The organism is Chromobacterium sphagni (assembly GCF_001855575.1).
Classification (GTDB): domain Bacteria; phylum Pseudomonadota; class Gammaproteobacteria; order Burkholderiales; family Chromobacteriaceae; genus Chromobacterium; species Chromobacterium sphagni.
In genome coordinates this window covers 419,090-432,854 of the sequence record NZ_MKCS01000002.1, presented here as the reverse complement: position 1 = coordinate 432,854, position 13,765 = coordinate 419,090, and the positions used below count along the sequence as shown (strand labels likewise).

General features: G+C 50.7%; 13 protein-coding genes and 1 pseudogene. 5 read left to right on the top strand and 9 right to left on the bottom strand.

Features of this window, described 5'->3' with window-relative positions:
* Nucleotides 1–69 precede the first annotated feature (69 nt).
* Nucleotides 70–1,245 carry an AAA family ATPase gene (locus BI347_RS24410; RefSeq protein ID WP_204378098.1) on the top strand — a complete coding sequence of 392 codons (1,176 nt, stop codon included), beginning with the start codon at nt 70–72 and terminating at the stop codon, nt 1,243–1,245.
* Complete coding sequence (locus tag BI347_RS17910) at nt 1,242–1,871, top strand: OmpA/MotB family protein (RefSeq protein ID WP_071116620.1); 630 nt, start codon at nt 1,242–1,244, stop codon at nt 1,869–1,871. The genes BI347_RS24410 and BI347_RS17910 overlap by 4 nt, the downstream gene beginning before the upstream one ends.
* Before the next feature lie 82 nt (nt 1,872–1,953).
* Here the strand turns inward: BI347_RS17910 and BI347_RS23320 are convergent.
* From BI347_RS23320 to BI347_RS17895, 5 genes and pseudogenes are all read right to left on the bottom strand, one after another.
* A pseudogene (locus BI347_RS23320) lies at nt 1,954–2,046 on the bottom strand (IS5/IS1182 family transposase); the annotation flags it as partial.
* Nucleotides 2,047–2,138: 92 nt separating this feature from the next.
* Nucleotides 2,139–2,726: a YagK/YfjJ domain-containing protein gene (locus tag BI347_RS17905; protein WP_071116619.1), complete on the bottom strand. Its 588-nt coding sequence runs from the start codon at nt 2,724–2,726 to the stop codon at nt 2,139–2,141.
* A gap of 699 nt (nt 2,727–3,425) precedes the next feature.
* Nucleotides 3,426–3,647, bottom strand: coding sequence for a hypothetical protein (locus BI347_RS24405; protein WP_204378097.1), 222 nt, complete (start codon nt 3,645–3,647; stop codon nt 3,426–3,428).
* A 213-nt stretch (nt 3,648–3,860) separates the two neighbouring features.
* Nucleotides 3,861–5,393, bottom strand: coding sequence for a YfjI family protein (locus BI347_RS17900; RefSeq protein ID WP_071116618.1), 1,533 nt, complete (start codon nt 5,391–5,393; stop codon nt 3,861–3,863).
* On the bottom strand, nt 5,390–5,593 hold the full coding sequence (locus BI347_RS17895; RefSeq protein ID WP_071116617.1) for a MerR family transcriptional regulator: 204 nt from the start codon (nt 5,591–5,593) through the stop codon (nt 5,390–5,392). Before BI347_RS17895 ends, BI347_RS17900 begins: the two co-directional genes overlap by 4 nt.
* 336 nt (nt 5,594–5,929) lie before the next feature.
* Between BI347_RS17895 and BI347_RS24865 the strand changes: the two genes are divergently transcribed.
* A complete protein-coding gene (locus BI347_RS24865; protein WP_083339025.1) occupies nt 5,930–7,399 on the top strand; it encodes a transposase in 1,470 nt (489 codons plus the stop codon).
* A gap of 230 nt (nt 7,400–7,629) precedes the next feature.
* Here BI347_RS24865 and BI347_RS17890 read toward each other — a convergent pair whose 3' ends face one another.
* The gene (locus tag BI347_RS17890; protein ID WP_083339024.1) at nt 7,630–8,904 is read right to left on the bottom strand and encodes a tyrosine-type recombinase/integrase; all 1,275 of its coding nucleotides are present in this window, start codon (nt 8,902–8,904) and stop codon (nt 7,630–7,632) included.
* 381 nt (nt 8,905–9,285) lie between these two features.
* On the opposite strand from BI347_RS17890, the gene BI347_RS17885 reads away from it, so the two are divergent.
* Nucleotides 9,286–10,632, top strand: a complete 1,347-nt coding sequence (locus BI347_RS17885) for a tyrosine-type recombinase/integrase (RefSeq protein WP_071116615.1) — start codon at nt 9,286–9,288, stop codon at nt 10,630–10,632.
* Between the two features lie 246 nt (nt 10,633–10,878).
* Here the strand turns inward: BI347_RS17885 and BI347_RS23700 are convergent, their stop codons facing one another.
* A complete protein-coding gene (locus BI347_RS23700; protein ID WP_139167253.1) occupies nt 10,879–11,370 on the bottom strand; it encodes a hypothetical protein in 492 nt (163 codons plus the stop codon).
* A 254-nt stretch (nt 11,371–11,624) separates the two neighbouring features.
* A protein-coding gene (locus BI347_RS23020; RefSeq protein WP_101686151.1) for an IS5 family transposase occupies nt 11,625–12,427 on the bottom strand; the annotation gives its coding sequence in 2 pieces (ribosomal slippage) (nt 11,625–12,100 and nt 12,100–12,427; 804 coding nt in all).
* Nucleotides 12,428–12,580: 153 nt separating this feature from the next.
* Between BI347_RS23020 and BI347_RS17880 the strand changes: the two genes are divergently transcribed.
* Complete coding sequence (locus BI347_RS17880; RefSeq protein ID WP_139167252.1) at nt 12,581–13,135, top strand: hypothetical protein; 555 nt, start codon at nt 12,581–12,583, stop codon at nt 13,133–13,135.
* A gap of 457 nt (nt 13,136–13,592) precedes the next feature.
* Here the strand turns inward: BI347_RS17880 and BI347_RS24040 are convergent, their stop codons facing one another.
* Nucleotides 13,593–13,748 (bottom strand): hypothetical protein, encoded by a 156-nt coding sequence (locus tag BI347_RS24040; RefSeq protein WP_158020812.1) that lies wholly within the window; start codon nt 13,746–13,748, stop codon nt 13,593–13,595.
* Nucleotides 13,749–13,765: the final 17 nt, after the last annotated feature.

Sequence of the window (13,765 nt, the reverse complement as noted above, 5' to 3'; positions counted from 1 at the left end):
GGCTACGCTTGGTATCCGAAATCTGCGCCCAACCTCACTCGGCGTATGTTCGATGAGGCTATTGGCGCGATGCGCCATCACAAGACCATCTATTCCGATTGGGGGTTTGGTAGCGTCGACCCGATGGGCCGTAACATGATCCTCAATTTCTACGGACCACCCGGTACCGGCAAAACGCTGGCCGCTGAAGCTCTGGCCGGAACACTCGGACTGCCTTACATCCACCTCGGCATAGCCGAGCTCGAAAGCAAATTTGTCGGCGAAACGGCCAAAAACATCAGCGGAGCCTTCACCGCCGCAGCTACAGAAGGTGCGCTATTGTTTTTCGACGAAGCCGACACGCTGCTCGGCGCGTGCTTAGCTGAGGAAAAACGAAAACAACAAGAATTATTCGAGTGCATTACCCAAGCATCAGTACACATCATTGAAGGTGTTGAGACCGCACTCGTTGATGCTGGCCAGCGCCAGCAAAAACTAGCAGGTGTGATTAATCACACAATCACACGGATGCAGGGTGAAATCAATGCCTCACTGACGCAGATCCAGGAAACGAGTCTGATTTCCAGCAACGCCCTTACCGGCTTTACACAAGGCACCCAGCAGATCGTTCAGCAAATGGCCGATGCAGCAAAGGAAATGGTGGAGGGCTCCAACCAAGTATCCTTGGCAGCAAAGGGTCTGGAAAATGTGGTTGATGAATTCGGCAGTGAATTCAAGGAAGTACTCGACAAGGTACGAAAGGATCTCGGAAGTGCTATCGAGACAATGAGTGAGCGTTCGTCCGCCACTATGAAGGAAGGCAGCGAGAAGCTGAATAGCGCCACGAAAGAAATTTCCAGCGCCTTGAGTGAATTGTCTGAGGATGTTAAAGACACCATGAACAAGGTGGAAGCATCAATCGGTACAGCGCTGGATCTACAAAAGAAAGCGTCTATCGAGTTCACCAATTCCACCCAAACGTTAAACGAGAATATTGAAACCACGACTCAGATGACGGAGCAGCTTGGCAAGGACATTACCAGCGGCATGAGTTCGGTTGCAGAGGTGGGGCAACGGATGGTCGGTATTGGCAAGAATCTCGACAGTATTGGCAAACGCCTGGAAAACCAGGTACCTATTTTGGAAAGCATCTCCAATCGAGAGGATAGCGACATACGTCAAGAAGTCGTTCAGAAGATCAGTAGCATCGAAATCCTTCTACAAGGTTTGATGCGACAGAGCGCAGCTAATGAGGCAACCACATGAAAGACAAGCCCAGCGAATGGATCGCCATTTCTGACCTGATGGCCGGCGTGATGGCGGTGGTGATGTTGTTGCTGGTGATCGCTGTTGTCCAGAAGCAGGAAATGGCGCGATTGGCTCAGGTTAAAGACCCACGCCAACAAAAGCTGAGTCAGTTGCTGGGCGAACTGTCGACCTCTCTCTCTCAATCCTCGGGCAAGGACATGGTGACGCTGGATACTGCTGCTAAGAAAATTACTCTGCGTGACGGTATTTTCAATCGGGGCAGTGCTTGTATTACCACTGCCTCGCAACCCGCACTGGAAAATATCAGACGGAAGTTAACCAGCTTCCTGCATGACATTCCCGAGGGTCAAGTGTATGTAGAGGGGCATACTGACAGCCGCCCTGTCACGCGACCAGTGACAGATTTCTCCACGTATTGCACAGTCTATGACGATAACTACACACTCTCGGCCGCTCGTGCCCGCGAAGCCAGAAAACTACTAACATCCGATCTTCAGAAAACTGATGCCAAGCGTATTGTCGTGGCCGGTTTCGGCGATTCCCAACCACTCGCTGGTATTCCTCCCGAAGACGCCCGCCAGCGTCGCGTGGAGATTCGCTTGGTGATCCCTGAGGCGGAATGACTCATGTGTTCATGGGGGCGCTGTTAATGAAGTGGACGCCCCCTTCCGGAAGCGGCATCGTGGTGCCACTGACCATCAAGCACCGGGCCGTCACCCTTTCACCCAACCGTTTGAAGCAACCCATTTTGACTTCCACCCGGCTGCGGCGATGGTAGCCGCTCCATCGCTTCCAGATCAGTGCAACAGTGCCCACTGACAGTAAAGAGCACCATTTACTCGAACCATTTCATACAGGTCAAGAACAATCTGTTCCACCCATGTAACCCATCACAATTTCAAGTTGTTGCTACAGCCAAATGTACGGACCTTAATCCGCATCAATCCCATTGCGGCCACATCAAGTTGAATGGCAGATTGTACTTGGCGGTCGTCTTTGGCAAGGTATGGAATAACATAACGACAAAGATTGCCGAGTTCTTCTGCGTTGTTTAAACGTATCCTGCCAATGCCCAAGTGTTGGTATTTATCCTTCTCACTGTTGCAATTGTGATAGCTCCCTTTGCCGCCGGTAATAAACTTCCAATACTCACCGATCTGATCACCGTAGTACGTATCAGCCTGTACGTAATCACCATCAAATAAGAACAAGCAGTGATAGTGATAACCCGCCTCTGCGGTGTACTCCATTCCCCATACATAGCCTAAACAATGCCGAAAGATAGCAGGTTTGCCACGTCGGTTATTCCAAAGATGCTTCCTGTAGGACTGAATATTCAAGATAGAGGTGCTGTGCTGATAATCTGACCTCATCATGAAGTCTACCCGAATAACCATCAAACGCTTGTAGCCTGCCTGCTCTAGGCACTGGATAAGTCGTAAGGCGCTTGTGTAATCTGTCGAAGCAGTCGTGTGCATGCCTTCCCCATTCGCTATCTCTATAGCAGTTATAGGTGATTGTAAAAATTATCTGTACGTGGTTTTCACTCCTTCGTAATAGGTATATGGGTGATGGGCTAGAGTGTGGATCTCCTAGTAAAGCAATGAATAGTTGGCAAAGGATGAGTGAGCAAATACAAGCAAACCAACAAAGCCTATTGATTAATTTAGCGAATGAGTTTGATAAATAATAAATAATTGAAATCTAATAATAAACATATACCAGAATTTAACGGACGCGATAGCGCTTGAAATCTGGTGTTCATGAATAAATTATCATCGGCACAGCTTTGGATTTTTCCTTTATTTGTCCTTTCATAGATATACAGAGTTATTTCAGGTCGGTGATTGTTGAAACTCTCCTTTTTTAGGGTTGTAGTGATGTGTTAGTGATGCGTAAATCTCCTTTTTTATGTGCGTGTTGGAGAAATTAAATCGCCGGGCAGCTGGGGCGTCAATACTTTATCAGAACTAAAAAAAAATTAATTCGCAGATCAACGCCGCTCCTCAAATCTACCTCCAAATGGAATGTGGCTTTTATGCCCGCTGTTTTGGGTGAGGGAGGTCGCGGTGGTTCCGTGCAGAAGGCGACAGCCTAGATGTGAAGATCAGGTAGGAGTCGGGTTCGCGCCCGCCGCCCTCCCACACCACCGTACGTACGGTTCCGTATACGGCGGTTCATCGAACACGCTGAAAGCGCCGCTGGCTGTCTAGCAGTGAAACCAGGCCCAATCGATCAAACCAGCGCTTCGAGTAGGCTTCGTTCAGGTGACACGCCCCCGCATCGACTTGTGCCACGTAAAGCCATACCCCCAGAAACGTGCGCTCCCAGGGCCGCGCCACCGCGCTTTTCTCGGCATTCACCTTCAGTCGCAGTTTGCCTTCCAGGAGGGTCGTCACCCTTGCCGTCCGGCTAACTGTCCCCTGGCAGGGCCGGTAGAGGACTTGCACCAGTGACCACCACAGCCATTCCAGTTGCGTGTGAGTGCAACGCGCCCTGCCGGGCGCACCCAAAAAAAGACCAGCCGCTTGGGGCGGCTGGCTGGGTGGTGCGAGAAGATGAGGTCAGAGGATCCAGCGATCATTGCTACCCGGTCGCAAAGATCGCTGGGTTTAAGGGTTTTGACGGAAGGTGAGTTGGTGGAACGGTATCTTATTTTTCCGCCGAGAGTTCCGGTACTCGTCAAGCGCCCGATTAAGGAAATAGCGGCTTTCCCAGAGGTGTGGCTCCAGATCAATCACCATCATTCTAAATTGATATTCATTCACGCTGAGCTTTTGACGAAGCTCCAACACATGCAAAGCACGTTGCAATCGCAGGATATTGCGCAGGTACGCGGGGGTTACCATTCTCAGTACCTCGTTCTGTACCAGGTAGCGGTTGTTTTTTCTCTTGGCGAATTTCTCAAGCCAAGGCAGCAAGGTATCCGCATCCTGTTCCTCTTGCGGCGGTTCCGGCGGCGGAACAAACACACGGATGTACTCTTTGGCGAACCAGATCATCACTTCGATGGCACGCTCCAGTGTTTCCAGGTGGATAACGTGACTACCCGTCTCGAAAAATTCGAACACCCCAGCAATCCTGGCAGCATGGCGGGCCAGCTTTGCCCCATAGTCCTTGACCCTTTCCAGGGAGCCACCTTCACCGAGCTCCTCTTCTACCTCTTGGCGAAATCGGTGGTAGCGGATTGCCGCTTCCGGGCTGAACGTAAGCGTCTGCTTTTCTGTGTTAGGCTCCCCATCCGCTGTCATACTGGCCTTTAACAGTTCAGTGATCCGGTGATGGAATACTGTCAGGCCCTCCATGTTAATTTCCCTAGGAAACACATTGCGCTGACCTTGCTGGCTGTCCGGCTGGCACACCAAGAAGCGGGCTGTGGTGCCAAGCTCACGCGCTTCATTGCCACGACGAGCCAAATATTTGGCCAGTGGGCCGGGCTGGATTGCCCAGAGCAACATCACCCTAGGATCCTGGACATAAAGCGGCTTGTCCCATGAAGCACGGCTAATCGAGAGCGGCTGAGGATCCCAGCGCTGATTCAGCTCCGCCAAACCGTTCGCCATGTGGCCATTCAGAAAGACAGAGGCCTCATCGCTGACCAGACTGGCATGGGGCCAGTTCTCGGACAAGCCGCGCAAGAAGGCCTCGGGCGTCGCATCGGGGTAGGTCAGTTTGAGCTGCCTGGGGCGCCTAGGCTCCCGTTTCATATGCTCGCTCAGCTGATTTTCATAGCGTTCCATGCAAACTTGCTCCCTTACAGCTTTGCGATAGGCCTTCTCGTATTCGTCCTTCGCCAGTTTCCATGTCTGCTGCGCCACCCGGTACTGCTCCATAGCAGTTTGGTATGCCTGATATTGCTGCTCTTCAAAGATCGTGATGGGTTTGCGCAGCATGTTCATGACGGGAGACTTACCTTCGCCACTGTCCGCAATGATCAACACCCAGTTAGAGAGCAGACAGTGTGGACCTTCAGGGATCTGCACGCTGGCCAGGGCTTGCACCGCTTCGGATGTAACACCAAGAGCCAACGTGAGCGCCATCGACAGCGGAGCTTGGGTCTTTTGATGTACGGCCCATGCCGCCTGGAAGATCTTGTCCGGAAACGAGCGATAGGGCGACGTTGCTTGCCTTGATTGAATATTCATACAGCATCTCCCTTCAGCAGGCGTACAATATCCTCTTCCAACCAGCGGAGCTTGCCGTTGGGAAGCTTCTTGGGGCGAATGCCCAGAGCATGCCCGTTTTTGGAGTAAGTCTTACGAATAGTTTGCGGCTGCAAGCCGATAGCTTGTGCAAACTCCCCCGTGCTCAATGTGCGAGGGATGGGAAGCGTATTAAGAGTCATTCAGAAGCTCCTGTCCGAGCAGTACGGTGACCATGAGTGCCCACGGTTGTGCTGCTAAGGGTTGACGAGAGCAATCGCAACATAGCATGTGGATTGCCATAGGCCTGCGGTGAACTGATAGGTTTTGCAGACCCGTGGCGAATCATGAGGCGACGAGCACATACTTGGCACCCCCATTTACACCGCCCCATCAAAATGGCATTGACTTTTCCTAGCATTTGTGATTTATGCAAAATAAATAATGCAGGGGGTTGAATGTGCCACTATCCCACCTCAAAACCGCGTTATGGATAGAATTACAATTTCCTTAATAGGACCCTAATAAGGCTTTATTTGATGAAGCATCGCAACACCTTCACGAATGACCAATTCACGACTGACCAGCCTAAGCAGAAAATTGCCCCCTTGGCTGGTCCGCTTTCCGAGATTGAAATGCGCATCGACCTCGCCGACTTGTCGATGAAGGTCGAACAGCTGCTATCCCCAAATTTCAGTTCCCAGAGGGCTCGCCCCCCATACCCAACCGAAATGATGGTGCGGATTCTTATTGTTAAACGACTGTATAACCTATCAGATGAACAGATTGAAGGCGAATTACTCGATCGGATAAGTTTCAGACGCTTTTGTAATCTGGAGCAGATGATCGACATTCCAGATCGAACAACAATCATGATCTTCGAGAATAAAATTAAAGACGTTAATGCTGAAGTGTTGCTAGACAACACGCTAGCGCAGCACTTGCCCAAAAATACCATTAAGCATAGCAGCGAAATTATCAGCACAATGGTAAAAAAAATTGATTCAACTGTAATGGAGCAACTTACTAGCTTTTTAACATTTGAAATTAAACTACGTCACGAACTTGAATTAAACCCAATCCCTATCAAAAGACTGTACTCTATAAAAGAAGAAATTGAAAAGCAACCTGATACAATAGAATTCACTGCACTAGATTATCAAATTGCTGAAACCATATTTTATGCAGTCCAATCTAGATGCGGACTCAAGTATGCAGTAGAGCGCCACTGCGGACCGATTGAACATTTAGAAAAAAAAGAAAAGCTTGGACCTCTTCTCCGCATGTTGCTAGATAAATTCTCCAATGAATTGAGAGAACTTATCCAATCCTGTCAACTGCTACAAGAATACCCTATAAATCTTGTAGCCGTGAAAACAGACATTCCAAAAGTGTATGCGTGGTGGACCCACGTAACAAACTCAGCTCAGAGAAGAAAGAATGAATGGTTAGGAGATTTTGGGGGTATTTCCTCAGCCGTGGTGCCTGATGAAGATGGATTTCAAGTGGAAGCTACTTCAATTGTTAATTTTAAAGTACTACCAGCGATACCAACAAAATGGGACTTAATTTGCCAAAAACTAGGCCCAATGGATCCTAAAAATCGACTTACCGAACTAACCTCCCTTCTCAACGACGGTATTATAAATACAGATTTATTGAAGAAAATAATTAATTACTTTGAAGAACATGATTTCTCGAATAAATTGATTGATAATTTAAGCACAGGAAATCTCAGTGAAATTGATGCACTCCTTAAAAATAATCGTAAAAGATTTAGAAATAACACAATCAGAATAGGTCCGCTTTTAAAGAAAAACCAAATCAAACCTGCCCTAATAGGATTAATGTGCTGGGATGAAAAAAATAAGCTCGGATCTGTCCAAAAAGCAATTTCAAGCATCAAAGGAGAATTAGAATGCCTTTCTAGAATATCTGCCATCGATGAAGTAACAATAAGTAAATATTACGATGAAATTAGAAAGAAAATAAAACGTGGTTATTTTTGAAGATAAAAGCAAAAACTAGACAAACATACAGCCCAAGCAATGGTATCAACAAGGCTGACTGGACTGTATGTTCAAAGCTGCTCCCCCACCATCAAGCCATGTGCCTTTTGTGAGCCTCTCGAAACCTGAATCCTAAAAAATTCTTGCTTCACAAAATCAATATCGTATCCTACTTTATTTGACGGAAATGGGGAATTTTCGAGGCATCCGTTTACATTCCCACAGCAGCCTCACCGTTGGACTTGCTCCAGTATCCAGCCTTCAATCCGAACATGGTGGTGGCGCAACAAATCAAGAGACCGTCGCCGATAATGCTTTTCTGCTGTAGCGCTAGGCTTATGCCCCATGATTTGAGCCACCACGCCGGTGGGACACTCCACCCACTCCGCCAAAGTCCCAAAGGAACGGCGTAGACCATGCAGGCTAAGATCCGGCAAGCCGGCATCTTTCAATGCCGCCTTGTGGGCAATGCGGGGTTCGGTAATACGGCCACTGCTGCTTCTATCGCTGCTGAACACCCATTCGTTTCTTCTTGGAAGATTTTGCATTAGGCTGGAAACGTATTCTGTCAGCGGTATGATGCGCTCGCCTTCCACTTTGTCCCGCAGAACGAGACTATTCCACTTAAAGTCAACATCTGTCCACTTAAGCTCCGCCAACTCCTCCCGCCTAGCCCCGGTAAGCAGCAACGCTTGCAGATAAGCAGAAATGACAATGTTGTCGATCTGTTTAACCGCGGCAAACCAAGAGGCTAGCTGTTCCTTTTGCAGGCAATCTTGCTTAGCTTTTGGCTTTGGGATCTGCATGCGCACCTGTTTGGCGCGATGGGCATTACCAGGAACAAGACCTGCCCATTTTGGCTGTTCATCGCACCAGTTGAGGAAGGCTCGGAATATTCGGAACGACAGTGCTGTGGCCGTTGGCCGTTTCGCGCTTTCTTGTTTCGCCCACTCCGACAACAACTCGGAGGTAACATCTACCAAACGTTGCGTCATCAAGCTCGCCAGCGGCCCCGCCACTCTTTCGCCCTTGCCACGCTTCTTTTTTTCGCCACCTGCCGTGGCAAGCTCTTGGTGCGACAGTAAATGCTTGGCGCTCCATCTCCCCGCATTGGCCTCGACATAACAGGGCCAAACTTCTGCGACGGTGATCTTCTCCCTTTGCTTGGCCTGCTTCTTAGCTTGCGCGATGGCCTTTTTCTCAAGCTTCTCCTGCCTAGGATCAACTCCCGCATCGCACAGCGTTTGTAAACGCCGCGCTTCCTTACGGGCATTGTTTTCTTGACTACCAGTCGGTCCATCAAGACGCCAAGTCTTGATGTCTCCGATGGTGATGCGCAAGACCTCACCGTGGATTCTACTTTGAAAGATGAAGGCCTTACTTCCCGAGCTACTGACCCGCAACCCCAACCCAGGCGCCTCGCTGTCCCAAAAGAAAACTTGTGCCTTGCCTGCCGGCGCAACCGCCTCTTCGATAAACTTGATGGTGAACTTGTTCCTAGACATGGCGCACCTGTATGAACGGAAAATTTGTACGCACTATGTACGCAGAAAGGATCTATCACGATCCATCTCAAACCACTCCGCACTCTTAGTCGAATGGCTTAAATCCTTTACAGGCAATGATTTTGAGCCGTCGATCAATCTTAGTCAATCAGAAGAACCCTCAAAAACCAAAGACTTGTAATCAGGGGGTCGCGAGTTCGATTCCTGCCGCCGGCACCAAGATTCATTCCCAGGAGTTCCAGGGAATACCGAAAAAGCCCGCAGACATTAGCTCTGCGGGCTTTTTCATTTCCAGGACCGTCCAAGGCCGTCTCATGGATTCCAGCGCAAAAGCAGGGGATATTTCGGGGCATCATCCAGTTCGATTTTTGAGATACCCCGATGGCCCTGACCGCCCAGACTGTGAAGCACATCCAACCCGCCGAAAAACTTACCAAGAAAGCCGATGGCGGCGGGCTGTTCCTTTGGGTCCACCCTAACGGCGCAAAATACTGGCGCTGGCGCGACTACCTGGCCGGCAAGGAAAAGCTGCTCGCCATAGGCGTCTACTGCGGCCCTACCCAGTACGACGAAAAAGGCGCGCCACTGCCGTCAACCATCCAAATGGGGCTGAAAGAGGCGCGGGAAGCCAGAGATGCGGCCAAGCGATTGCAAGACGATGGCAAGGACCCAAGCAAAGAGAGGGCCGAGGCCAAGAGGCTGGCGCATGTCTCGACGAAAAACAGCCTAGAGGCCGTGGCAAGAGAGTGGCACCACAAGAACCTGGCGAAATGGGTTCCAGATCACGCCACCCGGATACTCCGCCGCTTCGAGATGGATGTGTTCCCCCACATCGGCAGCGAGCCGGTTGATGCCCTCAAGACCCACCACCTGCTAGTGGTCCTGCGCAAAGTCGAAGCGCGCGGCTCTCTGGACGTCGCCGGCCGGCTGCAGCAGCACCTCGTCGCCGTGATGCGCTACGCCGTGCAGACCGGCCGCATCAGCACCAACCTGGCGCTTGACCTGCAGGGCGCGCTGATCGTACCGGAGAAGCAGCACCGCGCGGCCCTACCCCTGAACCAGCTTCCAGAGCTGGTAGACCGCATAAACAACTACCATGGCCGCCTACTGACCCGCGCAGCCCTGCGGCTTACTCTGCTGACCTTCCTGCGCTCCAGCGAGCTGCGCATGGCCAGGTGGGGGGAAATCGACTTCGAGCGCGGCATCTGGACTATCCCCCCCACGCGCGAAGCCATCGAGGGCGTGCGCTACTCCAATCGCGGCACCAAGATGAAGACCGCGCATGTTGTTCCCTTGTCCCGCCAGGCGCTGGCCGTACTGCAAGAGATCCACCCGCTGACAGGCCGCTTTGAGCTGATCTTTGCCGGCAATAGCGATGTCACCAAGCCCATGAGTGAGAACACGATAAACAAATCCCTGCGCAATCTTGGCTACGACACGCAGGCCGATGTCTGTGGCCACGGCTTCCGCACCATGGCTTGCTCAGCACTGAATGAATCCGGCCTGTGGTCCAAGGATGCGATTGAGCGTGCGATTGAGCGCCAGATGAGCCACGTCGAGCGCAACAGCGTGCGCGCCGCCTACATTCACAAAGCCGAATATCTGTCCGAGCGTCGATTGATGATGCAATGGTGGGCAGACTTCCTGGATGCCCAAAACCCACACACCTATATTGAGCCATCAGAATTTGCCAAGCTCAGGAACGATAGCGCAGCGACCTGGCGGTAGACTGTTCTCGGCCAGTTCCAGCCGTTCTCGGACTCAATAAAGGGCACCTCGAAAACCCTTAACCTTCAAAAATTCCACATAACAAAACCAATGGCTTACGCAGTAATTTTTGACGAAAACCGGGGTTTTCGAGGTGCCAAAAAGCGAAAAGATGAATGGCCGCAGCAATTTAGATTACTGATATTAAAGAAAAAACTTAAGACAGGGTACGGTGCTTTTTGGCGACACGTTCACTACAGCAACGAGTTAGAGTTTTTCTCTGCAGCGTTCATGATACCTTTCATCAAATTTCCGAAAAACAGTCGCTACATAGACCTCGTCTTTCTCCTTAATCAGCGCCATAACATATGCCCTACCACTGCCGTTCTTTCTCTTGAAAGCATTATAAAAGAAGAAGCCAACATTTCCATACTCGTCTTTGTTTGGAACAATGGATTTACATTTTAGATCTGATGCATAGTCGGAAAAATATTCCTTCATTGATGCAGCAAAACTCTTCAATTCAATTTCAGAACTGTCTCTTTTTGTTAAGGGTGATATTAGCTTAATGAGCTCATCATCTTGAGAGTTTTTAGCGGCATCTATAAATCTTCTTTCTACTTTTTCATATACAGCCTCATCCCCTCGAATAAAAAAGGAATTTATGCCTGAATCAGCACTAGACATGGTCTTATCACTAGCTTGAGCGCTTGAGAAGCAACCTAATATTACCAGAATGACTGAGATTAGCTTTAGCATGTACAACCCTCAACAGTTTTTTATACAGGCACGCGGCTCGTATATCAATTAATATTGCAGACGTCTATTGTCACACCCAAAAACCATATCTTCAACAAGTTCGTCATAGTCTCGCCCATATAACAACCCCAATTTTACAATTGCCATATAGATCACCGCCGTCGCTTCCTGATCCAAATTGATCACGACAGCTTCGGGTCGATACCTGCCCGCATGCGTACCAATGCTCAAGTGACACCCCCTACTTAGACCCGCTAACAAAACCTGTCGATAAATCGCAGACAGATCAATGAGAAAGCCAGCTTGAGCAAGGCGTAATGCGTATCCAGCCGCCGCTCGAAGCGGATGCGCAATTTCCCGAAGCCAGCTAGCCAAGAATGGGTACGTTCTACCACCCAGCGGTGGCGACCTAGTCTCTCGCTGCTTTCCACCCCGCGCCGAGCAATTCGCACCAAGATTCCGCGTCGGCTCAGGTGTGCACGGCAACGGCGGTAGTCATAGCCTTTGTCAGCATGCAGCTTGTAAGACTTTTGTCTGGGCCGTCCTGGCAAGCCAGGAACGGCAGGAGTCGCATCGACCAAAGTTTCGAAGACCATGGAGTCGTGCCGATTGGCGCCGGTCATGCTCAGCGCCAGTGGTAGACCTCGGCGATCTACGATGATGTGCCGTTTGCTGCCGCATTTCCCTCGGTCGGTGGGGTTGGGACCGGTCTCTTGGCCCCCCGGGGGCTGGCAACGCTAGCCCCATCAATGCTGGCCCGGCTCCAATCAATTTGATGGTGTTGGCGCAGTTGTGTCAGCAGGGCTAGATGTAGGCGATCCCAAATGCCTAGCGCTTGCCAATCCCGCAGCCTTCTCCAGCAGGTCATCCCGCTGCCAAAACCGAGTTCCTGTGGGAGGTCCTCCCAAGGAATGCCGGTAGTGAGAACAAACAAGATGCCGTTGAGGGCAGCAAAATCATCCAACCGTGGCCGCCCACCCCGGCGGGAGCGAGGTGGCGGAGGGAGTAGCGGCTGCAATGACTTCCAGAGCTTCTGACTGACGACTTTCCGTTTCATCTTCACTAGATGCGGGCATACGTATCCGGCATCAAGAGGTTTTGTTAGCGGGTCTAAGTGTGGTTCCGCACAGACTACCATTGAGCAAGCATCGAATGCTTGGCTAGCTACGCTCGCAATGTGGCGATATGTGGCCTTTTGGGAGAATTGACCATGTACGGATGCACTGGACGGCGTATTCGCGTGCTCATTAATGATGACACTCTAGAACCGAAAAGTGAGGATATTGATGATGTATCAGGCATTTTCCGGTCTGAGGAAGAGCAAATGATGACTGAAAAGGATAATTGGTTTCGGCCATTTGTTCCTTTAGATTTTCAGGCGCTGGCACAAGAGGTGTTTGCGTATCGCCCCAATCATCGCGATGTTGCCTACCTAGCGGATTTGCTCCAGCCGTTGGTCAACGGGTCGTTTGCCGCGAATCGAGTCATTCCGGCAATACCGGAAGCGAGAACCGATGAGCCAGGTTCGCCGACATGGGTTGCGGGGCTGCTGGACAAGGTAGGAGCCGATGCTCTGCTGTTCCAGGGCGATCAACTGGACATAGAGCGCCTGAAAAAGGTTTTACCCCAAGTGGACACGCCGCAGAGCCAAGTCATGGTTCCTAGTTTGTTTTATAAGGCCAATACCGGCCATACAGAAGGCAACACCTTCGAGTTATTGATGTCAGTCCCGGGCGGTAAGTTGTCGGGCGGCCTCTTCTGGTGACTTGGTACTGCCACACCGGTCCCAATCAACAGGACTTTATGATCTTCGAAGCTTTGATCGCTGCGATTCCTGCCATGCCAGGGCGTGCTAGGCAAAAGCCTTACAAACTGCATGTAGACAACGGTTATGACTACCACCGTTGCCATGACCATTAGAAAGACTTTGCCACACAAATCAGCAAGCCTGTACAGAGTTTTGTATAAACAGGCATTTGGCAGGAAACTGTCGCTTAGTCTGGAATCCACATGTCTACCAAGAAACATGCCATTCCGGATGAGCTGGTTGCCCTGCTACTGGGCAACTATCAGCAGCCTGCCGCCCCAGCTAAGCGGCGGCGAAGTAGTCCGTGGCTTTTTCCAGGATTTCTAGCTCCACTTTGAGCCTGGCATTCTCGGCTCTCCGGCTGGAGCGCTCCATCCGCTCCGGCATGATGGCTTTACCATTTCCGGCCGCTAATTTACCGGCCTTGCTGGCCTTGCGCCAGTTGCTGAATCTGCTCGGCAATGCCGAGATCTCGATCGACGTGGGCGGGAGACCTGCCTTTGGTCTCAATCAACCGGATCGTCTCTTGCTTGAACTCTGTGATATAGCTTTGCTTCGGGATTTTGTACATGGACACCTCCGCATATC

Excerpts from the sequence above, each read along its gene's own strand:
- BI347_RS24410 (WP_204378098.1), top strand. The coding sequence starts at position 70 with ATGCGCCATCACAAGACCATCTATTCCGATTGGGGGTTTGGTAGCGTC.
- BI347_RS17905 (WP_071116619.1), bottom strand. The coding sequence starts at position 2,726 with ATGCACACGACTGCTTCGACAGATTACACAAGCGCCTTACGACTTATC.
- BI347_RS24865 (WP_083339025.1), top strand. The coding sequence starts at position 5,930 with ATGAAGCATCGCAACACCTTCACGAATGACCAATTCACGACTGACCAG.
- BI347_RS17885 (WP_071116615.1), top strand. The coding sequence starts at position 9,286 with ATGGCCCTGACCGCCCAGACTGTGAAGCACATCCAACCCGCCGAAAAA.
- BI347_RS23700 (WP_139167253.1), bottom strand. The coding sequence starts at position 11,370 with ATGCTAAAGCTAATCTCAGTCATTCTGGTAATATTAGGTTGCTTCTCA.
- BI347_RS17895 (WP_071116617.1), bottom strand. The coding sequence starts at position 5,593 with ATGACTCTTAATACGCTTCCCATCCCTCGCACATTGAGCACGGGGGAG.
- BI347_RS17890 (WP_083339024.1), bottom strand. The coding sequence starts at position 8,904 with ATGTCTAGGAACAAGTTCACCATCAAGTTTATCGAAGAGGCGGTTGCG.
- BI347_RS24040 (WP_158020812.1), bottom strand. The coding sequence starts at position 13,748 with ATGTACAAAATCCCGAAGCAAAGCTATATCACAGAGTTCAAGCAAGAG.
- BI347_RS17900 (WP_071116618.1), bottom strand. The coding sequence starts at position 5,393 with ATGAATATTCAATCAAGGCAAGCAACGTCGCCCTATCGCTCGTTTCCG.
- BI347_RS17880 (WP_139167252.1), top strand. The coding sequence starts at position 12,581 with ATGTACGGATGCACTGGACGGCGTATTCGCGTGCTCATTAATGATGAC.
- BI347_RS17910 (WP_071116620.1), top strand. The coding sequence starts at position 1,242 with ATGAAAGACAAGCCCAGCGAATGGATCGCCATTTCTGACCTGATGGCC.